The sequence below is a fragment of the Streptomyces sp. NPDC024687 genome, assembly GCF_055559055.1.
The window spans coordinates 349,906-370,933 of record NZ_JBVHLJ010000006.1 but is presented as its reverse complement, the minus strand read 5'-3'; the positions used below and the strand labels follow the sequence as shown (position 1 = coordinate 370,933).

General features: G+C 70.3%; 19 protein-coding genes. 13 read left to right on the top strand and 6 right to left on the bottom strand.

Features of this window, described 5'->3' with window-relative positions; all coding sequences use genetic code 11:
- The first annotated feature begins 3 nt into the window (after window positions 1-3).
- The 5 genes from ACZ39I_RS25235 to ACZ39I_RS25215 are packed head-to-tail and all read left to right on the top strand — an operon-like array spanning window position 4 to window position 5,936.
- Window positions 4-1,845, top strand: coding sequence for an acetyl/propionyl/methylcrotonyl-CoA carboxylase subunit alpha (locus ACZ39I_RS25235; RefSeq protein WP_467246650.1), 1,842 nt, complete (start codon window positions 4-6; stop codon window positions 1,843-1,845).
- 42 nt (window positions 1,846-1,887) lie between these two features.
- Window positions 1,888-3,018 carry an acyl-CoA dehydrogenase family protein gene (locus tag ACZ39I_RS25230; protein WP_467246649.1) on the top strand — a complete coding sequence of 377 codons (1,131 nt, stop codon included), beginning with the start codon at window positions 1,888-1,890 and terminating at the stop codon, window positions 3,016-3,018.
- A gap of 16 nt (window positions 3,019-3,034) precedes the next feature.
- Window positions 3,035-4,603: a 4-coumarate--CoA ligase family protein gene (locus ACZ39I_RS25225; RefSeq protein ID WP_467246647.1), complete on the top strand. Its 1,569-nt coding sequence runs from the start codon at window positions 3,035-3,037 to the stop codon at window positions 4,601-4,603.
- On the top strand, window positions 4,600-5,334 hold the full coding sequence (locus ACZ39I_RS25220; protein WP_467246645.1) for an enoyl-CoA hydratase family protein: 735 nt from the start codon (window positions 4,600-4,602) through the stop codon (window positions 5,332-5,334). The genes ACZ39I_RS25225 and ACZ39I_RS25220 overlap by 4 nt, the downstream gene beginning before the upstream one ends.
- Window positions 5,322-5,936, top strand: coding sequence for a TetR/AcrR family transcriptional regulator (locus ACZ39I_RS25215; protein ID WP_467246643.1), 615 nt, complete (start codon window positions 5,322-5,324; stop codon window positions 5,934-5,936). The genes ACZ39I_RS25220 and ACZ39I_RS25215 overlap by 13 nt, the downstream gene beginning before the upstream one ends.
- A 48-nt stretch (window positions 5,937-5,984) precedes the next feature.
- Here ACZ39I_RS25215 and pdxH read toward each other — a convergent pair whose 3' ends face one another.
- On the bottom strand, window positions 5,985-6,653 hold the full coding sequence (gene pdxH / locus ACZ39I_RS25210) for a pyridoxamine 5'-phosphate oxidase (RefSeq protein WP_467246641.1): 669 nt from the start codon (window positions 6,651-6,653) through the stop codon (window positions 5,985-5,987).
- Window positions 6,654-6,885: 232 nt separating this feature from the next.
- On the opposite strand from pdxH, the gene ACZ39I_RS25205 reads away from it, so the two are divergent.
- Both ACZ39I_RS25205 and ACZ39I_RS25200 read left to right on the top strand, forming a co-directional pair.
- Window positions 6,886-7,989 (top strand): citrate synthase 2, encoded by a 1,104-nt coding sequence (locus ACZ39I_RS25205; protein ID WP_467246639.1) that lies wholly within the window; start codon window positions 6,886-6,888, stop codon window positions 7,987-7,989.
- 834 nt (window positions 7,990-8,823) lie between these two features.
- Window positions 8,824-9,681 carry a helix-turn-helix domain-containing protein gene (locus ACZ39I_RS25200; RefSeq protein ID WP_467246638.1) on the top strand — a complete coding sequence of 286 codons (858 nt, stop codon included), beginning with the start codon at window positions 8,824-8,826 and terminating at the stop codon, window positions 9,679-9,681.
- Window positions 9,682-9,743: 62 nt separating this feature from the next.
- Here ACZ39I_RS25200 and ACZ39I_RS25195 read toward each other — a convergent pair whose 3' ends face one another.
- A complete protein-coding gene (locus tag ACZ39I_RS25195; RefSeq protein WP_467246636.1) occupies window positions 9,744-9,941 on the bottom strand; it encodes a DUF397 domain-containing protein in 198 nt (65 codons plus the stop codon).
- A gap of 590 nt (window positions 9,942-10,531) precedes the next feature.
- On the opposite strand from ACZ39I_RS25195, the gene ACZ39I_RS25190 reads away from it, so the two are divergent.
- From ACZ39I_RS25190 to ACZ39I_RS25180, 3 genes are all read left to right on the top strand, one after another.
- Window positions 10,532-10,942 (top strand): RidA family protein, encoded by a 411-nt coding sequence (locus ACZ39I_RS25190; protein WP_467246635.1) that lies wholly within the window; start codon window positions 10,532-10,534, stop codon window positions 10,940-10,942.
- Window positions 10,943-10,973: 31 nt separating this feature from the next.
- Window positions 10,974-11,393, top strand: a complete 420-nt coding sequence (locus tag ACZ39I_RS25185; RefSeq protein ID WP_467246949.1) for a GNAT family N-acetyltransferase — start codon at window positions 10,974-10,976, stop codon at window positions 11,391-11,393.
- A gap of 121 nt (window positions 11,394-11,514) precedes the next feature.
- Window positions 11,515-12,909: a PAS domain-containing protein gene (locus ACZ39I_RS25180; protein WP_467246634.1), complete on the top strand. Its 1,395-nt coding sequence runs from the start codon at window positions 11,515-11,517 to the stop codon at window positions 12,907-12,909.
- Window positions 12,910-12,979: 70 nt separating this feature from the next.
- Here the strand turns inward: ACZ39I_RS25180 and ACZ39I_RS25175 are convergent, their stop codons facing one another.
- Window positions 12,980-13,756, bottom strand: coding sequence for an SIS domain-containing protein (locus ACZ39I_RS25175; protein WP_467246633.1), 777 nt, complete (start codon window positions 13,754-13,756; stop codon window positions 12,980-12,982).
- A gap of 206 nt (window positions 13,757-13,962) precedes the next feature.
- Between ACZ39I_RS25175 and ACZ39I_RS25170 the strand changes: the two genes are divergently transcribed.
- Entirely contained in the window at window positions 13,963-14,655 is a 693-nt protein-coding gene (locus ACZ39I_RS25170) for a metal-dependent transcriptional regulator (protein ID WP_007382808.1), read from the top strand.
- Window positions 14,656-15,242: 587 nt separating this feature from the next.
- Window positions 15,243-16,157, top strand: a complete 915-nt coding sequence (locus ACZ39I_RS25165) for an alpha/beta fold hydrolase (protein ID WP_467246632.1) — start codon at window positions 15,243-15,245, stop codon at window positions 16,155-16,157.
- A gap of 53 nt (window positions 16,158-16,210) precedes the next feature.
- Here ACZ39I_RS25165 and ACZ39I_RS25160 read toward each other — a convergent pair whose 3' ends face one another.
- Genes ACZ39I_RS25160 through ACZ39I_RS25150 form a run of 3 tightly spaced genes read right to left on the bottom strand, consistent with a single transcriptional unit; the run spans window position 16,211 to window position 19,254 of the window.
- Window positions 16,211-17,800, bottom strand: a complete 1,590-nt coding sequence (locus ACZ39I_RS25160; protein ID WP_467246631.1) for a transporter — start codon at window positions 17,798-17,800, stop codon at window positions 16,211-16,213.
- Complete coding sequence (locus tag ACZ39I_RS25155) at window positions 17,797-18,567, bottom strand: ABC transporter ATP-binding protein (RefSeq protein WP_451471649.1); 771 nt, start codon at window positions 18,565-18,567, stop codon at window positions 17,797-17,799. The genes ACZ39I_RS25160 and ACZ39I_RS25155 overlap by 4 nt, the downstream gene beginning before the upstream one ends.
- Window positions 18,568-18,591: 24 nt before the next feature.
- The gene (locus ACZ39I_RS25150; protein WP_467246630.1) at window positions 18,592-19,254 is read right to left on the bottom strand and encodes a bifunctional DNA primase/polymerase; all 663 of its coding nucleotides are present in this window, start codon (window positions 19,252-19,254) and stop codon (window positions 18,592-18,594) included.
- A gap of 284 nt (window positions 19,255-19,538) precedes the next feature.
- Between ACZ39I_RS25150 and ACZ39I_RS25145 the strand changes: the two genes are divergently transcribed.
- The gene (locus ACZ39I_RS25145) at window positions 19,539-20,924 is read left to right on the top strand and encodes a transcriptional regulator (RefSeq protein WP_467246629.1); all 1,386 of its coding nucleotides are present in this window, start codon (window positions 19,539-19,541) and stop codon (window positions 20,922-20,924) included.
- Window positions 20,925-21,028 lie beyond the last annotated feature (104 nt).

Sequence of the window (21,028 nt, the reverse complement as noted above, 5' to 3'; positions counted from 1 at the left end):
TCAGTGATCACTTCTGTGCTCGTCGCCAACCGGGGCGAGATCGCCTGCCGGATCTTCCGCACCTGCCACGAGCTGGGCATCCGGACGGTCGCCGTGCACTCCGACCCGGACGCGAACGCCCTCCACACGCGCGTGGCGGACTCGGCCGTACGGCTCCCGGGCGCGTCCCCCGCCGACACCTACCTGCGCGCCGACCTGGTCGTGAAGGCGGCGATCGCCTCCGGCGCCGACGCCGTGCACCCCGGCTACGGCTTCCTCTCCGAGAACGCCGGCTTCGCGCGGGCCGTCCTGGACGCGGGCCTGGCCTGGATAGGGCCGCCGCCGTCCGCGATCGAGGCGATGGCGTCCAAGACACGCGCCAAGGAACTGATGGGCCTGGCGCCCCTCACGGACGTGACGCCGGCCGATCTGCCGGTGCTGGTGAAGGCGGCCGCGGGCGGCGGAGGCCGCGGCATGCGCGTCGTACGCCGCATCGAGGACCTGGCCGCCGCCCTGGAGAGTGCCCGCGCCGAGGCCGCGAGCGCCTTCGGCGACGGCGAGGTCTTCGTCGAGCCGTACGTCGAGGACGGCCGCCACGTCGAGGTCCAGATCCTCGCCGACACCCACGGCACGGTGTGGGCCCTGGGCACCCGCGACTGCTCCCTCCAGCGCCGCCACCAGAAGGTGATCGAGGAGGCCCCGGCTCCCGGTCTCCCGGACGAACTCAGGGAGGAACTGCACGAGTCGGCCGTAAGAGCCGCACGCGCGGTGGACTACGTGGGCGCGGGCACGGTCGAGTTTCTGGTCTCCGGCACCCGGGCCCACTTCCTGGAGATGAACACCCGCCTCCAGGTCGAACACCCGGTGACGGAGGCGGTGTTCGGCATCGACCTGGTGGCGGAACAGATCCGCGTCGCCGAAGGCGCCCCACTGCCCGACGAGCCCCCACGCGCGCGTGGCCACGCCGTCGAAGCGCGCCTGTACGCCGAGGACCCCGCGCGCGACTGGACCCCGCAGACCGGCACCCTGCACCACTTCTCGGTCCCCCCGTCCGTCCGCCTGGACACGGGCTACGAGAACGGCGACGACATCGGCGTCCACTACGACCCGATGCTCGCCAAGGTCGTCGCGTACGCCCCCACGCGCGCGGAGGCGGTCCGCAAACTGGCGGGCGCCCTGGAGCGGGCGACGATCCACGGCCCGGTCACGAACAGGGACCTGCTGGCGAACTCCCTGCGCCACAAGGAGTTCACGACGGCCCGCATGGACACCGGCTTCTACGACCGCCACCTCACGGAACTCGTCGGCGGAACCGGGGACCCTCACGCCCCCCTGGCGGCGGCCCTCGCGGACGCGGTCGGCCGCTCCCGTTTCGGCGGCTTCCGCAACCTGCCCTCGGCCCCGCAGACCAAGCGCTACGAGCTGGCGGGCGAGGAGCACGAGGTCCACTACCGCCACACCAGGGACGGCCTGGAGGCGGACGGGGTCCGGGTGATCCACGCGGACCCGAGCGGGGTCGTACTCGAAGTGGAGGGCGTGCAGAGGAAGTTCGAGGTGGCGCGGTACGGCGACCGGGTGTACGTCAACGGGACGGCTCTGACGGCCCTACCCCGCTTCCCCGACCCCACCACGCAACACGCCCCGGGTTCCCTCCTGGCGCCCATGCCGGGGACGGTGGTCCGGATCGCCGAGGGTTTGGCCCAGGGAGCCGCAGTAGAGGCCGGCGAGCCTTTGGTGTGGCTGGAGGCGATGAAGATGGAACACAAGATCACGGCACCGCACACAGGAACGCTCAGCGAGCTGAATGCAGTTGTCGGCCAACAGGTAACGGTCGGCTCTTTGCTGGCAGTAGTGCGATCTACCTAGGGGCGCGGGGAACTGCGCGACCAGCCCCCACGAAGGAGCCACATGCCCACGATCGAAACCGATGAGCACAAGTCCCTACGCGAAGCGGTAGCTGCCCTGGGTAAACGCCACGGCCGCGACTTCAACCGAGAACAACTCTGGTCCGAGGCAGCCAAGCTCGGCTATCTCGGCGTCAACCTCCCCGAGGAATACGGAGGCGGAGGCGGCGGAATCGCCGAACTCTCCATCGTCCTCGAAGAGCTCGGCGCAGCCGGTTGCCCCCTCCTCATGATGGTCGTCTCCCCGGCCATCTGCGGCACCGTGATCGCCCGCTTCGGCACCGAGGCCCAGAAGCAGGAGTGGCTCCCCGCCCTCGCCGACGGCACCCGCACCATGGCCTTCGGCATCACGGAACCGGACGCCGGCTCCAACTCCCACCGCATCACCACCACGGCCCACCGCGACGGAGCCGACTGGCGGCTCACCGGGCGCAAGGTCTTCATCTCCGGCGTGGACATAGCCGACGCCACCCTCATAGTCGGCCGCACGGAGGACTCCCGCACCGGCCGCCTCAAGCCCTGTCTCTTCATCGTCCCCCGGGACGCCGAAGGCTTCACCCGCCGCCAGATCGACATGGAACTCCAGGCCGCGGAAAAGCAATTCGAGCTGACCCTCGACGACGTACGCCTGCCCGCCGAAGCCCTCGTGGGAGACGAGGACGCGGGCCTCCTCCAGCTCTTCGCCGGCCTCAACCCCGAGCGCATCATGACGGCCGCCTTCGCGATCGGCATGGGCCGCTACGCCCTCTCCCAGGCGATCACCTACGCCAAGGACCGCACGGTCTGGAACGCCCCCATCGGCGCCCACCAGGCCATCGCCCACCCCCTCGCCCAGGCGCACATCGACCTCGAACTGGCCCGCCTGATGATGCAGAAGGCCGCGTACCTCTACGACGAGGGGGACGACGCGGCCGCGGGCGAGGCCGCCAACATGGCGAAGTACGCGGCTGGGGAGGCCTGCGTGAAGGCCGTCGACCAGGCCGTCCACACCCTCGGCGGCAACGGCCTCACCCGGGAGTTCGGCATCGCCTCGCTGATAACGGCCGCGCGCGTGGCTCGTATCGCACCGGTCAGCAGGGAGATGATTCTCAACTACGTCTCCCACCAGACCCTGGGCCTGCCCAAGTCGTACTGACCGTCCTGGAGGAACCGTGTTCCGCAGCGAGTACGCAGACGTCCAGCCCCTCGAACTCCCCATCCACGACGCGGTCCTCGCCCGGGCCGCCGAGTTCGGGGACGCGCCCGCCCTGATCGACGGCACCGACGGTACGACCCTCACGTACGGGCAGCTCGACCGGTTCCACCGCCGGGTCGCCGCGGGACTCGCGGAGGCGGGCGTCACCAAGGGGGACGTGCTCGCGCTGCACAGCCCCAACACGATCGCCTTCCCGACCGCGTTCTACGCCGCCACGCGCGCGGGTGCCTCCGTCACGACCGTGCACCCGCTCTCCACGCCGGAGGAGTTCGCCAAGCAGCTCGGTGACTCCGCGGCCCGCTGGATCGTCACCGTCTCCCCGCTCCTGGAGACGGCACGTCGGGCCGCCGAACTCGCAGGCGGCGTACGGGAGATCTTCGTCTGCGACAGCGCCCCCGGCCACCGCTCCCTCATCGACATGCTGGCCTCGACGGCCCCCGAGCCGGACCTCGCCATCGACCCGGCGACGGACGTCGCGGCACTGCCGTACTCCTCGGGCACCACCGGCGCCCCCAAGGGCGTGATGCTCACGCACCGGCAGATCGCCACCAACCTCGCCCAGCTCCAGCCGCTGATGTCGGCCGGCCCCGAGGACCGCATCCTCGCGGTCCTGCCCTTCTTCCACATCTACGGCCTCACGGCCCTCATGAACGCGCCCCTGCGCGTCGGCGCGAGCGTCGTCGTCCTGCCCCGCTTCGACCTGGAGACCTTCCTCGCGGCCATCCAGAACCACCGCATCACCGGCCTGTACGTGGCCCCGCCGATCGTCCTCGCCCTCGCCAAGCACCCCCTCGTCGAGCACTACGACCTGTCGTCCCTGCGCTACATCGTCAGCGCCGCCGCCCCGCTGGACGCCCGGCTCGCCGCCGCCTGTTCGGCCCGCCTCGGCCTCCCGCCCGTCGGCCAGGCGTACGGCATGACGGAACTCTCGCCCGGTACCCATGTCGTCCCCCTGTCCGCCATGCGCGAGGCGCCCCCGGGGACCGTCGGCAAGCTCATTCCCGGCACCGAGATGCGGATCGTCTCCCTCGACGACCCCGGCAAGGACCTCGGCGTCGGCGAGCCCGGCGAGATCCTCATCCGCGGCCCGCAGATCATGAAGGGCTACCTCGGCCGCCCCGACGACACCGCCGCCATGATCGACCCCGACGGCTGGCTGCACACCGGGGACGTCGGCCATGTCGACGCCGACGGCTGGCTGTTCGTCGTCGACCGGGTCAAGGAACTCATCAAGTACAAGGGCTTCCAGGTGGCCCCCGCCGAACTGGAAGCCCTCCTGCTCACCCACCCCGGCATCGCCGACGCGGCCGTCATCGGCGTCTACAACGACGACGGCAACGAGGTCCCGCAGGCCTTCGTCGTCCGCCAGCGCACCGCGAGCGACCTCTCCGAGAGCGAGGTCATGATGTACGTCGCCGAACGCGTCGCCCCCTACAAACGGGTCCGCCACGTCACCTTCGTCGACGCGGTGCCCCGGGCCGCCTCCGGCAAGATCCTCCGACGGCAGCTCAGGGAGCGCACATGACACTCATCGCCCGCACACACGCGCGGGGCGTCGAGACCCTCACCCTCGACTCCCCGCACAACCGCAACGCCCTGTCCGCGGCGCTGCTGGGGGAGCTGGCCTCCTCGATGGCGGACTGCGCCAAGGACGGCGAGGTCCGCGCGGTCGTCCTCACCCACACCGGCAACACCTTCTCCGCGGGCGCCGACCTGAAGGACCCCCCGGACCCCGAGGCCCTGGTGGGACTCCTGCGGCAGATCGTGGAACTCGGCAAGCCGGTCCTCGCACGCGTCACCGGGCACGTCCGCGCGGGCGGCCTCGGCCTCCTCGCCGCCTGCGACATCGCGGCCGCCTCCACCGCGTCGACCTTCGCCTTCACCGAGGTACGGATCGGCGTGGCCCCCGCGGTCATCTCCCTGACCCTGCTGCCCCGCACCGACCCCCGCGCCCTCGCCCGCCACTACCTCACCGGCGAGCGCTTCGACGCCGCAGAGGCGGCCCGCATCGGCCTGGTGACGGCGGCCGGCGACGACGTGGACGCCGTACTCGAACCGATCCTGGACGGTCTGCGGCGGGCCGCCCCCGAGGCCCTGGCCGAGACGAAACGGCTGCTCACCGCTAGGGTGCTGGAGACCTTCGACCGGGACGCGGCCGACCTGACCGCGCTCTCGGCCCGGCTGTTCGCCGCACCGCACGCGCGCGAGGGCATGACAGCCTTCCTGGAACGACGGGATCCCTCATGGGTGGTGTGACCACGACCGGCGACCGGGCCGACCGCGTACCCAAGCAGGACCGCAGCCGGGCCACCCGGCAGCGCCTCCTCGAAGCCGCCGTGGCCTGCCTCGCCGAACACGGCTGGGCCGGCTCCACGGTCACCGTCGTCGCCGAACGCGCCGGCGTCTCCCGGGGCGCCGCCCAACACCACTTCCCGACCCGCGAGGACCTCTTCACCGCGGCCGTCGAATACGTCGCCGAAGAACGCTCCACGGCCCTGCGCGCCCTGTTCCCGCAGGGCGCGGCCGACGACCGGCGCGCGGTGGTCTCCGCCCTCGTCGACCTCTACACCGGCCCCCTGTTCCGAGCCGCCCTCCACCTCTGGGTCGCCGCCTCCAACGAGGAGCAACTGCGCCCGAAGGTGACCGAGTTGGAGGCCCGGGTGGGCCGCGAGACCCATCGCATCGCCGTGGACCTGCTGGGCGCGGACGAGTCACGCCCCGGCGTCCGCGAGACGGTCCAGGGCCTCCTGGACATGGCCCGCGGCCTGGGTCTCGCCAACCTGCTCACGGACGACACCGGCCGGCGGGACCGTGTGGTGGCGCAGTGGGCGCGGATCCTGGAAGGGACGCTGGTCTGACGGGAGCCGACGGGAACCTGCACGCACCCTCCGGGGCACGCCCCGGCCTCACGGACTGAGCCGCTCCACCCGCCAGCTTCCGTCCGCCTCCGCTACGTACCGCAGCCGGTCGTGCAGCCGGTTCTCGCGGCCCTGCCAGAACTCCACCGCCTGCGGGGCCACCCGGAAACCGCCCCAGTGCGGCGGCACCGGAACCTGCTCGCCCTCTGGATACCGGGCGGCCAGCTCCGCGTACGCCGCGTCGAGGCCGTCCCGGCCCGCGATCACCGAGGACTGGCCGCTCGCCCAGGCGCCCAGCTGGGAGCCGTGCGGGCGGGTGCGGAAGTAGGCGGCGGTCTCGTCGCGGCCGGTGCGGCGGGCGAGGCCGGTGACGATGACCTGGCGGGCCATGGGGTGCCAGGGGAAGAGCAGGGAGACGTACGGGTTCTGCGCGAGGTCCCTGGCCTTGCCGGAGCCGTAGTTGGTGTAGAAGACGAAACCCTGTTCGTCGAACTGCTTGAGCAGGACCGTGCGGGAGCTGGGGTGGCCCTCGGCGTCCGCGGTGGAGACAATCATGGCGTTCGGCTCGAAGAGGTGCGCCTCGGTGGCCGCCTGCTTGAACCAGCGCGCGAACTGCTCCACGGGAGTGGCGGCCAGGTCGGCCTCGGCGAGCCCTTCCGCCCGGTACTGCTTGCGCATGGAGGCGGGATCAGGGGAGACGGCGTCTGCGTCGGTCACATGGTCATCCTGCCGTATCGAGCGCGGCTCCATGGAAGGTGGCACTGAGTGCCGCGAGGACTCCTCAAATGTGGCACTCGGGGATATGGTGCAGATGCCATTCCCAGCCGTCCTCCCGGTGGCTGACCGCCCATCGCACAGGGCAGCACCGGGGTGACTGCCCAGCACCGCGAGTCCCGCAACCGAGGATCCGCCGGCGCCACCTGTCGCACACATCACGAGGAGCCGCCTGATGTCCGACTTCGTACCCGGCCTCGAAGGAGTCGTCGCGTTCGAGACGGAGATCGCCGAACCGGACAAGGAGGGCGGCGCCCTGCGGTACCGGGGCGTCGACATCGAGGACCTGGTCGGCCACGTCTCGTTCGGCAACGTCTGGGGCCTGCTCGTCGACGGCGCCTTCAATCCCGGCCTGCCGCCCGCCGAACCGTTCCCGATCCCCGTCCACTCCGGCGACATCCGCGTCGACGTCCAGTCCGCGCTCGCTATGCTCGCCCCCGTCTGGGGCCTGAAACCGCTGCTGGACATCGACGCTGAGCAGGCCCGCGCCGACCTCGCCCGCGCCGCCGTGATGGCTCTGTCCTACGTCGCCCAGTCCGCCCGCGGCCAGGGCCTGCCAATGGTCCCGCAGCAGGAGATCGACAAGGCGCAGTCCGTGGTGGAGCGCTTCATGATCCGCTGGCGCGGCGAGCCGGACCCGAAGCACGTGGCGGCGGTCGACGCGTACTGGACCTCGGCAGCCGAACACGGCATGAATGCCTCCACCTTCACGGCACGGGTGATCGCGTCCACGGGCGCGGACGTGGCGGCCGCGCTGTCCGGCGCCGTGGGCGCGATGTCCGGCCCACTGCACGGCGGTGCCCCCTCCCGTGTCCTCGGCATGATCGAGGAGATCGAGCGGACGGGCGACGCCGAGGCCTACGTCAAGCGGGCCCTCGACAAGGGCGAGCGGCTGATGGGCTTCGGGCACCGCGTCTACCGCGCGGAGGACCCGAGGGCCCGTGTGCTGCGCCGCACGGCCCGCGAACTGGGCGCCCCGCGCTTCGAGATCGCCGAGGCCCTGGAGAGGGCGGCCCTGGCGGAACTCCACGCCCGCCGCCCCGACCGCGTCCTCGCCACCAACGTGGAGTTCTGGGCGGCCATCATCCTCGACTTCGCCGAGGTGCCGGCCCACATGTTCACCTCGATGTTCACCTGCGCCCGCACGGCCGGCTGGTCGGCCCACATCCTCGAACAGAAGCGCACCGGCCGCCTGGTCCGCCCTTCGGCCCGCTACATCGGCCCGGGCGCACGCGACCCGCGCGACATCGAGGGCTACGGGGACATCTCGTCCCGCTAGGCCCCGTGTACGCAGACGACCCGCGAGCTCGGGGTCCCTCCGCCTGACGGCGGAGAAGCCGGCCGGACGTACCGGCGAGCTCGCGGGTCGGGTGACTGCTTGGGATTGGGCCGGCTGCACGCGTCTGTGACGCGCTGGTCCGGCACCGCACTCGGTGTGGTGACGGGCGCTAGCCCGCAGTCACCTCACGCGTCCGGGTTTCATACATCTGCCGAACCACCTCCCTTCTCGTGTAGCCCACACCTTAGGAAGCGGTCGGCGCCGGATCAAGCGCTTTTTCCCCGCGGCTCCGTGACGCGGTGACCGAGCCCACCACGGCCGGGTCGGTGGCATACACCCCCCTGGGTGAATTCCGCCGCATCTCTTTCTCTTACTTCCGGAGGGTGAAAATCCGATTCTTTCAGCGACGGGTAGTAAAAAATAACAAACGAGAGATTACTGATGAAATCTCCCGAACGCCAAAAAGGCGGCATTGCTTGACCTAGCAGGCAAAACGCTCATGACCATGTGCGTTCGGCGCTGATCACTTTCTGTGCAACGTTTATCGATTTCCTGCACACAGGCACCAGAGATGCCCTTCCGTCAGTCTCTTTCTGTCGATGGGTGCAGGTGGCTCCTGGTTTCGCTTGCCCGCGAGCGCGGTAGGAGAGAGGATACGAAAAGCTACATAGCACTTCGCTCTCGAGCGGAAGGGTTGGTGCCAACCCGCCTCTGAACCGTCCGCCTCCCTCCCGAGTGCCGCGACACCGACTGCCCTCAACATGACAGCTAGCGTGCCATTGGTCACAATGCAGTAACACTCCGTAATGTTGATCTTGAAGGGGAAGAATTTACGTGCCCACGCAGGAACAGGACCCGATCTACCAGCGCGAGCGTCTCCGGGACCGGCTTCGCAAAGCGCGCGAGGCGGCCCATCACACGCAACGTGACGTAGCGGAAGCCCTGGAGTGGTCACCCTCGAAGATCATTCGCATTGAGAACGGCAGTGTGGGCGTCTCGATCACGGATGTCCGGGTCCTTCTTGACCACTACGGCGTCAACGACCCCGCCGACGTCCGTGAACTCACCGACATGGCCAGGGCCGCCAAGCAGCCGCCGTGGTGGGCTCCGTACCGCGGCATCGCCCATCCGGAGTATCTGACATTCATTTCTTATGAGACGTCGGCCTCCATCATTCGAAACTTCCAGACCAACCTGATCCCAGGTCTGCTGCAGACAGAGGAATACGCCCGAGAGATCATCGGCAGTGACGTGAAAGCCGACCCGCAGTTGCTGGATCTCCGCCTCGAGCGCCAGGACCGGCTGATCAGGGAAGGGGGCCCGGAGCTTTTCTTCATCCTGGACGAATCCGCCGTCCGCCGCGTCGTCGGAAATCCGGGAATCATGCGGAATCAGATGGAGAAGCTGCTCACGGTCAACGAACTGCCCAACGTCACCGTGATGGTCGTCCCGTTCGAGGTCGGCCTCTATCCTCAGTTCAGGTCTCCGTACGTGATCTTCGAGTTCGCCGCAGCCAGTGATGACCTGGTGGCGTACCTCGAGAGTCCGGACGGCCAGGTCCTCTTCAGCGAGAAGAATCCCGGATACAGCGGCCCGAGGAGGCCGTCGGACTACCTGGACTCCTTTTGGGCGGTGGAGAAGACCTTCGCGAAGGAAGTGTCCGAAGACCTCCTCTTCCGGGGGGTGGGTTAATTGTCTCCGGCTCGAATACCACTCCCGAAAAGCGCCGGGGGTGCGTCCGGCCGAGCAGCGTTTCAAGCCGCCCGAGCGCGCCCCCGTAGTGATTCCAAGAACAGGCGCCAGGCCGGACGACTGAACGTTGCGACAGGCCCAGCGGCGTCTTTGGTGTCCCGGACCCTGATGTGGCCGGCATCGGAAATTTCAACACAGTCACCCTGGGAAGCCGAATACGAGCTCCTCCGCCACACCACTTCCGGTATCTCGGGTTCCATGCGCCCCCGTCCCTTGTCGACGCCAAGTGATGCATCTTCGTGGTCATTATGGCGAAGGCAAGGTGACGTGCCAAGAGCGGGGCGCAGCGTCAGGAAACAGGCCATACCGGAATAAAGTCCACCAATGGGTGTAAACGGAAAGGAGTGATGTGGCTGGAAATGATTCGAGCAGTGCAGGGAACGCCCTTACTCATGTCAGCAAAAAGGGAGTCCTGCAGGTCTGCCGGCAAGCATTCGACCTGTGGACTCCCTATTGCAAAGCACCCTCTTCTGCAGTTTCACACCAAGGAGCTTCCTCATGGAGTCTAGCGGCTCCCCTCCGAAGGACCACACCGGAGGACCGCGCAACATGGAGAGCTGGCGACGCTGGTCCCGCATGATCGGGGAGAACCTCGTCAAGGGAGCCACCACGGCCTTAGGGACAGGGAGTGTCACCCTGTTCATCTGGTGGATACAGAGTCGCTGAGCCACGCAGCAATCACTCGCCCTCCTCCTGACCAACCGGGCACCACTGGTCAGCAGGAGGGCCACGCGTCCCCTGCCCGTAATCACGTTCGACGTCTTCGCGGCGCTCACCTACCGTTTCGCCCATGACAGACCTGGGCGAGGTGCGGCGGTCGATTCTCAGCGGATCGGCCTTCGAGGAGCAGATCGGGTACGCGCGTGCCGTAGTCGACGGGGACCGGGTGCATGTGTCCGGGACGACCGGGTTCGACTACGCCGCGATGACGATCTCGGACGACGTGGTGGAGCAGGCCGAGCAGTGTCTGCGGAACATCGGGGCCGCGCTGGCCGAGGCGGGGTGCTCCTTCGCGGACGTGGTGCGGGTGCGCTATCTGCTGCCTGAGCGGGAGGACTTCGAGCCCTGTTGGCCGGTCCTGCGCCGCCGCTTCGGCGAGGTCCGGCCGGCCGCCACGATGCTCGTGTGCGGCCTCGCCGATCCCCGGATGAAGATCGAGATAGAGGTGGAGGCGCGGAAGGGGAGTGGTGGCCGTGGCTGACCTGCGGATCGAGCCGGTCGTCGGGGACGGCATGCTCGAGCAGTGGCGGTATGTGCACAACGGGATCGTGCCGCCGGCCGCCATGAGCGCCGAAGCAGCACGCGAGCGTGCCGGGCGGTACCGGCTGGAGAACGCCTATCTCGGGGACACGCTCGTGGGGTGCTCGACCGTACGGCCGCCGGACGGGGGCGACGCCGTGGCGACCGTCATCGCGCGCGTGCTGCCCGATTACCGGGGACGGGGTTTCGGGACGGCTCTCTACGAGAAGGGTCTTGATCATGCGCGTGTGCTCGGCGCCCGGGTGATCGAGACATGTGTGCTGGCCGTCAATGGGGACGGGACGCGGTTCGCGCAGGCGCGCGGGTTCGTCGAGGTCGACCGGTATGTGCTGGACGGCGAGAGCGACGAGTGGATCGACCTGCGGCTGGAGCCGGACCGGAGAGCTGATTGAGGGGATTCGGGGCGTTTCCGGCGTACAACGATTCTCTCAATCTTGCGGGAACCCGGTGTGTGCTGCGTCACGTTCGAGTTGAATGATTGTTGGTGAGTGAAGCAGCTGGCAGGGGGTCCAGGTGAGTGCTTCCCGGCGTAGTGGGACCACCGACGAGCTGGGACCGGACGGGCCCGAGGGCCCGGGTGGTTCCGATCTGCTCGCCGCGTTGCTGGACGGCATGGACGCGGCACTGTGTGCCTTCGACGCGGACGGTGTCGTCACGCATTGGAACCGTGAGGCCGAGCGGATCCTCGGCTGGACCGCGGCCGAGGCCGTGGGCCGGCACGGGTTCGCCGGGTGGGCGGTGCGGCGGGCGGACGCCGAGGAGGTCGAGGGGCGGCTGATGTCCGCCATGCAGTCGCCCGGCCGGCAGGTGCACGAGTTCGCGCTGCTGACCAAGGACGGCGGCCGGGTGCTCGTACGCACCCAGTCGGCGGCCGTGCGCGGTCCCGACGGGAAGCCGGCCGGGGTGTACTGCGCCTTCAGCGAGGTGCACACGCAGATCGATCTGGAGCGGTCGATCGCGCTGAGCGAGGCGCTCTTCGAGGACGCGTCGTGGGGTGTCGTGCTGGTCGACGCCGATCTGCGGCCCGCCGTGGTCAACGCGCACGCGGCCCGGTCGCTGGGCATCGGGCGTACGTCGGTGCTGGGGCGGCCCCTCGGGGAGCTGCTCGCGCAGGGCGTGGAGGAGCTGGAGAGCGCGCTGACCCATGTGCTGGCCGAGGGCGCCCCACCGGCGCCGGCCGAGATCTGGGTGGCGGTGCGGACACCGGACGGCGAGAAGCGGCGCTGCTGGCGCTGCGGATTCGTACGGCTCTCCTCGCCGCTCGCTGAGGAGCCGGTGCCGTTGGGTGTCGGCTGGCTGTTCCAGGACGTCACCGAGGCCAAGCAGAGCGAGCAGGAGGCCTCGCTGCTGCGGTTCCGGACGAACCAGCTGCACCGGGCGGCCCGGGCGGCGGCGGAGTGCGAGGACCCGGCCGAGGCCGCCGTCGTCCATCTGGACTTCGCGCTCGCCGGGTTCGCCGACCACGCGCTGATCGACCGGGTCGCCGGGGGTGCGGTGGCCGACGGGGAGGAGACCGGTCCGGTCCGTCTCGTACGGGTCGCCGCGACGCCGTCCGGGGCGCCGGGGCCGAGTCTGCAGGCGTCGGGAGCGGCCGGGCTGCCCGTGCGGTACGGCGAGGGGCATCCGGCGCTGCAGTGCGTGGAGCGGGTCGGATCGGTACGGGCGAGTGTGGGGGCGGTGTCGGGCGACCGGGCCCGCGAGTGGGCCGAGGCCCGCCAGTGGCCGTCGGACGTGGTGCACGCGTTGTGCGCGGTGCTGCGGAGCCGGGGGCGGACGCTGGGAGTCGTGACGTTCCTGCGGGGCTCCGGCAGGGGGCAGTTCGAGCGGGGTGACGCGGTGTACGCGGAGGACGTGGCGGTCCGGATCGCCACGGCGCTGGATCTGGGTGGGGTGGTGGGGCGGGCGTAAGGGCTCGTTGCCTCGTTCGGCCCCACGGCTCATGGCCCACGGCGGTCCGGCCTGCCTCTGACCCGTGCCGTCACTGCCGGTAGAAGATCCGGTCCCCGTACTCCTCGAACACCCGCTCGTTCCACTCCAGGCCGCCGTCCACGTTCCCCGAGCGCAGCAGCGGCGGCTCGATGCCCCGCTGCGCCAGTGCGCCCGCCGCCGTCGCCATCACGGCCTGGAGCAGGGCCGAGGTCACGACCGTGGAGGCCGGGGCGAAGGGGGCCGGGATGGTGTCCAGGGAGAGTTCCGCGTCGCCCGGGGCGATCTTGGAGTCGAGTACGACGTCGCAGTGGTCCTTGAGGAAGGTGCCGGAGCTGTGGCGGGGCTTCGTCTCCGTTGTGTAGGCGACCGACGTGACGCCGATGACCTTCACGCCCAGCGAGCGGGCGGTCAGGGCCATCTCCACGGGGAGCGTGTTGCGGCCGGAGAGGGAGATGATCACCAGGGCGTCGCCGGCGCGGAGGGGCGAGCAGTGCAGGACGGCGCTCGCGAGGCCGTCGACGCGTTCCAGGGCCGAGCCCAGGGTCGCCGGCATGACGTCGACGCCCACGACCCCCGGCACGGTCAGCAGGTTCATCAGCGCGAGTCCGCCGGCCCGGTAGACGAGGTCCTGGGCGGCGAGCGAGGAGTGTCCGGCGCCGAAGGCGAAGAGGCGGCCGCCGGTGGCGACGGTGTCGGCGAGGAGCTCACCGGCCGCCGCGACGGACTCGGCCTCCTCGTCGCGGACCCGTTGCAGCAGCCCGATCGCGGCGTCGAAGAACTGCCCGGACAGCTTGCCGTCACCGCTCGCGGAGCCCGTCCCGCCCATGCGTCACCCAACCCTTCGTCGCTGTGTCGCGGATCACCGTGCGGTCTGGACCAGTGGGATGTCAATACGGCCGCGCGCCTGCTCGTAACCGCCCGGTTTCACCGGCGCGGCACGCTTGTCAGTGGCATCCGGCAGAATTGAGGCCAGGGCCAGCGCACACACCGGGAAGCTGTCGTGCTTCCGGCAGATCTCATCAAGGGGCACGTATGTCCGGACTGATCGACACCACGGAGATGTATCTCCGCACCATCCTCGAGCTGGAGGAGGAAGGTGTGGTCCCCATGCGTGCCCGGATCGCCGAGCGGCTCGACCAGAGCGGCCCGACTGTCAGCCAGACCGTGGCGCGGATGGAGCGCGACGGGCTGGTGTCGGTCGCCAGTGACCGGCACCTGGAGCTGACGGACGAGGGCCGGCGGCTGGCCACCCGGGTGATGCGCAAGCACCGGCTCGCGGAGTGTCTGCTCGTCGACGTGATCGGCCTGGAGTGGGAGCAGGTCCACGCGGAGGCGTGTCGCTGGGAGCACGTGATGAGCGAGGCGGTGGAGCGCCGGGTGCTGGAGCTGCTGCGCCACCCCACCGAGTCGCCGTACGGCAACCCGATCCCCGGTCTGGAGGAGCTGGGCGAGAAGGACGGCCCCCACCCGTTCCTGGACGAGGGCATGGTGTCGCTGGCCGAGCTGGACCCGGGGCTCGACGGCAAGACGGTCGTCGTACGCCGTATCGGCGAGCCGATCCAGACGGACGCGCAGCTGATGTACACGCTGCGCCGGGCGGGGGTGCAGCCCGGTTCGGTGGTGAGCGTGACCGAGTCGCCCGGCGGGGTGCTGGTGGGCAGTGGCGGCGAGGCCGCCGAGCTGGAGTCGGACGTCGCCTCGCACGTGTTCGTCGCCAAGCGCTGAGCCGCCGGGAGGCTCAATTGCCGGGTGCTGTGCGGCAGTTGTGGCTTTGCTGGGTCTCGTGCCCGGGCTCGTCCCGGGTCTGGTCGATCCGAGATTCACTGCGCGGAATCGCAGCGCTTCGACGCTCGTCGTGCGCGGCTGTCGCGTGAGGCATATGACCTGAGGGGGGCGGGCGGATGTGCCGTGGACGTGGGGGTGGCCCCGGCGCCTTTCGGTGCCGGGGCCGGTCCTCCCCTGTGCTGACCCGGAGCCCCGAGCTCCCAGGGTCATTCCCCTCGGACCGATGTCCCCGAGCGGTCCGCCTCCCGCTGAAGATCTCCCCTCAGCGGCGGCGATCATTCCTTGAGCGGGGTCACTCGAACGAGGGGTGTTATCGCCCGAGGCGTCATTTTCGAATGGGTATTCGATAATCTGCGAGTGACGGGGCGGGCGGGACGTGCGCTGCAGGATGTAGGGCAGATGCAGAGCAGAGATATACGGCAGGCAACGGCGGGCAGGTAGGCAGGACAGGCACGGCAGTCAGGACACGGTTCACAGGGCGGCGCGCGCGGGGAGCGGGCGGTCCGGGCGGAGCTAGGGGGGTGCCAATGGCGCGGCGCATCGACGTGACCGGGGCGGGCGGCGTACGTCTTGCGGCCTGGGAGTTCGGGGACCCTCCCAAGACCGACCCGGCGGAATTGGCAGATCCGGCGCGGGAGACCTCGCCGGTCCCGGAGAAGCGATCACCCGGGGTGCTGTTACTTCACGGCCTGATGGGCCGTGCCTCGCACTGGGCGTCCACCGCCCGCTGGCTCTCCGAGCGCTACCGGGCCGTCGCGCTCGACCAGCGCGGTCACGGCCGGAGCGACAAGCCCCCTCGGGCCGCCTTCACCCGTGACGCGTACGTCGAGGACGCCGAGGCCGCCCTCGAACAGCTCGGCCTCGCCCCCGTCGTCCTCATCGGCCATGCCATGGGCGCCCTGACCGCCTGGCAGCTCGCCGCCCGCAGGCCCGACCTGGTCCGCGGGGTGATCATCTGCGACATGCGGGCCTCCGCCCTCGGCGCCGCCTCGCAGCGGGAGTGGGGCGAGTGGTTCAAGGCCTGGCCCGTCCCCTTCGCCACGCTGGCCGACGTACGCAAGTGGTTCGGCGAGGACGATCCCTGGGTGGAGCGTCCCAACCCGGCGCGCGGTGAGTTCTACGCCGAGGTGATGGCCGAGTCCCCCGACGGCTGGCGCCCGGTCTTCGAGCCCGAGCAGATGCTGTCGTCCCGCGAGACCTGGGTCTACGACGCCCACTGGGAGGAGCTGACCCAGGTCAGGTGCCCCGCCCTGGTCGTCCGCGGCCTCGACGGCGAACTGGGCCGCGCCGAGGCCCAGGAGATGGTCCGCGTCCTGCCCCGCGGCGAGTACGCCGAGGTGGCCGACGCCGGCCACCTCGTCCACTACGACCAGCCGGAGGCCTGGCGGGCCGCCATAGAGCCCTTCCTGGACGGCCTGGAGACCGCCGAGACCAGCGACTGAGGGCGTCACCTTGCCGCCGCCGGGACCGTCGGGCGCCTCCGGTGCCCGACGAGTCAGCCCTTGCTGACCGCCTGGAGGATCTCCGGCAGCCGGCGTGCCGTTCGTGGGGCCGCCAGGTGTAGGCCGGCCAGTGTGATCGCGGTGCCGTACACCGCGCCGACCGGGAGCAGTACCCAGTTCCAGTCGTCGCCGTTCGCGCTGAGGCGGGCCCAGAGCGTCAGGGCGATCACGGGGGCGCACAGCAGGGCGGCCGAGACCATTCCGCCGACGACGGCTGCGGCGGCGAGGCCGGACTGTCCCGGGGCCACGTTCTTGTAGCCCTCCTGCGGGATCGAGTACGGGAAGCGCGCCGACGTCCACGCCCCGGTCGCCAGCATCGCCCCGAGCAGCGCGAAGGACAGGCCGAGGGCCTCGGGCAGCATCGGCCAGTCGCCGATCAGCGCGGTCGTCAGAACCGTGACGAGCGTGGCGTACGGCAAGGTGATCACCAGCAGCGCCAGCGCACGCGCGCGTAGTTCGACGTAGGCGTCCCGCGTGGAGGAGATCGTCATCGCGACCATCCAGAACGCCGAGGTGTCCTGCCCGAACTGGTTGTACATCTGCACGCCGAGCATTCCCGCGGCGAAGCAGGCGAAATAGATGGACCCGGTGCCCTGCAGCGCGTTGAACACCGGCACGATCAGCCCGATGGCCAGCGAGGTCACCCACGCGGCCTTGGTCTTGGGGTCGCGCCACACATAGCGGAGGCTGCGTTCCATGACCGTGCCCGTGCGGCCGGCGGGCAGCAGCCGGGCGAGTCCCGTCGAGTTCCGCTCCCGCGCGGCGCCCGCGGCGGAGGGGAGCGTGGAGCCGTCCGGGGAGGTCATCAGCCGGGTCAGGTGACGGGACCAGAGGGCGAGCAGGCCCGCCAACGCGGCTGTGGAGAGGGCGAGTTGCAGTACCGCGACCCCGTACGCCCCCTCGCTCGCCGAGTCGACGGCCCCGATCGCCGACGCGGGCGGCAGCCACTTCAACACCGCCGCCGGACCGTCCAGTTGGCCGAGCCCGCCCGAACCGAGCCGCTGCGCCCCGAAGTTGACGACCTGCGCGCCGACGGCGATGACGAGTCCGCTCAGCACCGCCAGATCGCGGCCCTTGCGGCTGGTCAGCAGGCGGATGTTGGCGACGGCGACGGCTCGCGCGAGCGCCACGCAGACCAGCAGCGCGAGCACGACACCGAGCACGGAGAAGACGTACGCCATGGCGCCGTGCGCGACCGAGACGACGGAACCGACGAGCAGGCACAGGGTGAACACCGGCCCGATGCCGATCAGGGAGGCCACCAGGAGCGCCCGCACCAGGGGCCGGGGTCGCAGCGGCAGCATCACCAGGCGGGTGGGGTCGAGGGTCTCGTCGCCGCCGGGGAAGAACAGCGGCATCACGGCCCAGCCGACCGCCAGCACGGCGGCCAGCGGGACGACGACGGATCCGGCGTGCTCGTCACCGCGCAGGGCGATGAGACCGAGCAGCTGAAGGACGGAGAAGAGGAGTACGGCGACGGCCGAGGCGATGTAGGCGGCGCGTCGGCCGCCGGACTGCCGCAGCCCGTTCCTGAGCAGCGACAGCTTCAGCCGTACGACGACCGGGGTGATGTCCGCGGTCATCGGGCCCCGCCGCCCAGCCAGTCGAGGTTCGCCCCGGCGTCCTGGCCCTGGGCCCCTACGAGTTCCAGGAAGGCGCGCTGCAGCGACGGCGCGTCGCCGCGCACCTCGTCGAGCGGCCCGTGGGCGCGGATGCGGCCGGCGGCCATGACAGCCACCCAGTCGCACAGGGACTCCACGAGCTCCATCACGTGCGAGGAGAAGACGACGGTGGCGCCGGAGGCGGTGTACCGCTCCAGCACGCCCCGGATGATCTGTGCGGAGACGGGGTCGACGCCCTCGAACGGCTCGTCGAGAAAGAGCACTTCGGGGTTGTGGAGCAGGGCGGCCGCGAGCCCGATCTTCTTCCGCATCCCGGTCGAGTAGTCGACGACCAGCTTGTGCTGGGCCCCCGCGAGATCGAGCACGTCGAGCAGCTGAGCGGCCCGCCGGTCGACCTCGGCCCCGGGCAGCCCCCGCAACCGTCCGGAGTAGGCGAGCAGTTCGCGCCCCGACAACCGTTCGAACAGCCGCAGACCCTCGGGCAGGACGCCGATCCGCGCCTTCACGGCCACCGGGTCCCGCCACACGTCGTGCCCGACGACGGAGACGGTCCCCTCATCGGGCCGCAGCAGCCCGGTCACCATGGAGAGAGTGGTGGTCTTCCCGGCCCCGTTCGGGCCGACAAGACCGATGAACTTGCCCGCGGGGAGTTCCAGATCGATCCCGGCAACGGCCACTTGCTGCCCGAACCGCTTCCAGAGCCCACGCACACTCACAGCCGACGTCATGGACGCCCACCTTACGGGCGCATGTCACCGGTCCCGGCCGCAGGCATAGGCGAGCGGCGAGATCAGTTCCTCGGCATCCGGCAGCCAGCGGTTGGCGGGCGTCGGACGACAGGCCCACTGCACGGCACCGGACGACCCGTACCGAGTGGGGGGAGCCACCACGTACGCCCCCTCGCCCAGCGCGACCAGATCGAGCGACGACGGGGTCCAGCCGAGCTTGTGCACCAGCTCGGGCAGCTTCACCGAGGCCCCCGGCAGCACGAAGAACTGCATCCGGCGATCCGGCGTCAACGTCACAGGGCCCAGCGTCAACTCCATGCGCTCCATGCGCGCAAGGGCGAGGAACCCGGCCGTCTCGGAGACGGAGATCGCGTCGAACGTCCGCCCAGTCGGCAACAGGATGGACGCGGCCGGCTGCTTCTGCCACATCCGGCGCGCGACCGTCGCACTGCCGGTGGCCTGCGTCGCCCAGTCCTCCCGGGAGGGGTGCGCGCCGGGTGCGGCGCACGCGGTGTCACCGCAGGAGCACCGCTGCACCCCGTCGACGGCTTCCAGCCAGGTGCCGGGAAAGACGTCCCAGTGGCGCTCCTCGGCGTAGCGTACGGCTGTGTCCAGCAGCGATTCCCCGCGCTGCTTCGGAATCTGAGCGGCTTCGGTACCTGCGATCGTCTCTTCCACGCAGAACACAACTCCCGCGCCCACCTCGGGTTACGGCCGTGACGCGCGCGGGGGCAGCGCATCGATTCCGCACCTGGGGCGCATGGATGCATGTGTGGGGGCGCAGAGGAGGAACCTCGGCGTGAGCTGGGTAGCCACGTGTGGGGTCGGTACGAGTCTTCACCCCGGCAATCCTCGCAAGCCTCGCATTTTCGACACGTCGGCGGGGCATTGATCTTCACGGCCGGAACTTTTCGGTGGAAGACACGTCAACTCGGTGCGTGGGCAGGCACCGCAGCCACAGGGGGTACGCCATGGCCGCAAGGCCTCTCGTCGCGCGGCAGCCGAACGAACGGCTGCAGGCGCTCATCCAGGAGGCGGGGTGCTCGAACGCCGGGCTCGCCCGCCGGGTCAACATGTGCGGCGCCGAGCACGGCCTCGACCTGCGCTACGACAAGACGTCCGTGGCCCGTTGGCTGCGTGGACAGCAGCCGCGGGGCAGGGCGCCCGCGATCATCGCGGAGGCCCTCGGGCGCAAACTCGGCCGTACGGTCACGATCGACGAGATCGGCATGGCCAACGGCAAGAACCTCGCCTCCGGCGTCGGGCTCCAGTTCTCGCCGACGGTACTGGGTGCCATCGAGCAGGTGTGTGAGCTGTGGCGCAGTGACGTGGGCCGCCGGGACTTCCTGTCCGGCTCCTCGGTCGCCGCGTCCGCGCTGGTGGAGCCGAGTCGTGACTGGCTGATCTCCTCGCCCGACTCGCAGGTGGCGCGCCAGGCGGGCCCGCGCGTGGGGCAGTCCGACGTGGCGGCCGTGCGCGCGATGACGCAGGCGCTCGTCGACCTCGACCACCAGTACGGCAGCGGGCATGTGCGCCCGGTCGTCGTGCACTACCTCAACAGCGTGGTGTCCGGGCTGCTCGCGGGGTCCTACCGGGAAGCGACCGGTCGTGAACTGTTCGCCGCCGTCGCGCGGTTGACCGAGCTGGCCGGGTACATGGCGATCGACACCGGGCAACCGGGCCTGGCCCAGCGGTACTACATCCAGGCGCTGCGGCTCGCGCAGGCCGCGGGCGACCGCGGATACGGCGGCTATGTGCTCGCCGCGTCCATGAGCCACCTCGCCGCGCAGCTCGGGAACCCCCGGGAGATCGCCCAGTTGGCGCGGGCGGCGCAGGAGGGGGCGCGGGGGCGGGTGACACCGCGCGCGGAGGCGATGTTCTACGCGGCGGAGGCCCGCGGGCACGCGCTCATGGGCGACGCGCGGGCCACCCAGGCGGCCTCCGGACGGGCCGTGCACGCCCTGGAGGCGGCGGACCCCTCCTCCGGTGACGACCCGGCGTGGATCGCGCACTTCGACGAGGCCTATCTGGCCGACGAGTTGGCCCACTGCCACCGCGACCTCGGCCACGCCGACGCGGCGGCGCGGTGCGCGCAGGAGTCCCTGGACGGGCTCCCCGAGAACAAGGCGCGCCGGCGGGCCATCGGTCTGGTCCTGCTCGCCTCCGCGCAGGTGCAGCAGCGCGAGATCGAGCAGGCCTGCAACACCGGCCTGAAAGCGGTGGAGTTGCTGGAGACCCTGCGTTCCAACCGGGGCGCGGAGTATCTCGACGACTTCCAGCAGCGCCTGGAACCGTTCCGGGACGAGCCCGTGGTCAGGGAGTTCGGGGCCCGGATGGATCTTCAGGCGGCCGCGTAATTTGTTACTGCGGTCACAGGGGCGCAGGTCACGTCCTGTGCTACGTGGCACCGGGCTCGGAGGACCCGGTAGCGTGAGCCGACGATTCCGAAGTTCCCCCATAA

Coding starts and splice junctions, on each gene's coding strand:
- ACZ39I_RS25230 (WP_467246649.1), top strand. CDS start 1,888: ATGCCCACGATCGAAACCGATGAGCACAAGTCCCTACGCGAAGCGGTA.
- ACZ39I_RS25220 (WP_467246645.1), top strand. CDS start 4,600: ATGACACTCATCGCCCGCACACACGCGCGGGGCGTCGAGACCCTCACC.
- ACZ39I_RS25215 (WP_467246643.1), top strand. CDS start 5,322: ATGGGTGGTGTGACCACGACCGGCGACCGGGCCGACCGCGTACCCAAG.
- ACZ39I_RS25205 (WP_467246639.1), top strand. CDS start 6,886: ATGTCCGACTTCGTACCCGGCCTCGAAGGAGTCGTCGCGTTCGAGACG.
- ACZ39I_RS25195 (WP_467246636.1), bottom strand. CDS start 9,941: ATGGAACCCGAGATACCGGAAGTGGTGTGGCGGAGGAGCTCGTATTCG.
- ACZ39I_RS25190 (WP_467246635.1), top strand. CDS start 10,532: ATGACAGACCTGGGCGAGGTGCGGCGGTCGATTCTCAGCGGATCGGCC.
- ACZ39I_RS25185 (WP_467246949.1), top strand. CDS start 10,974: ATGCTCGAGCAGTGGCGGTATGTGCACAACGGGATCGTGCCGCCGGCC.
- ACZ39I_RS25175 (WP_467246633.1), bottom strand. CDS start 13,756: ATGGGCGGGACGGGCTCCGCGAGCGGTGACGGCAAGCTGTCCGGGCAG.
- ACZ39I_RS25170 (WP_007382808.1), top strand. CDS start 13,963: ATGTCCGGACTGATCGACACCACGGAGATGTATCTCCGCACCATCCTC.
- ACZ39I_RS25165 (WP_467246632.1), top strand. CDS start 15,243: ATGGCGCGGCGCATCGACGTGACCGGGGCGGGCGGCGTACGTCTTGCG.
- ACZ39I_RS25160 (WP_467246631.1), bottom strand. CDS start 17,800: ATGACCGCGGACATCACCCCGGTCGTCGTACGGCTGAAGCTGTCGCTG.
- ACZ39I_RS25155 (WP_451471649.1), bottom strand. CDS start 18,567: ATGACGTCGGCTGTGAGTGTGCGTGGGCTCTGGAAGCGGTTCGGGCAG.
- ACZ39I_RS25145 (WP_467246629.1), top strand. CDS start 19,539: ATGGCCGCAAGGCCTCTCGTCGCGCGGCAGCCGAACGAACGGCTGCAG.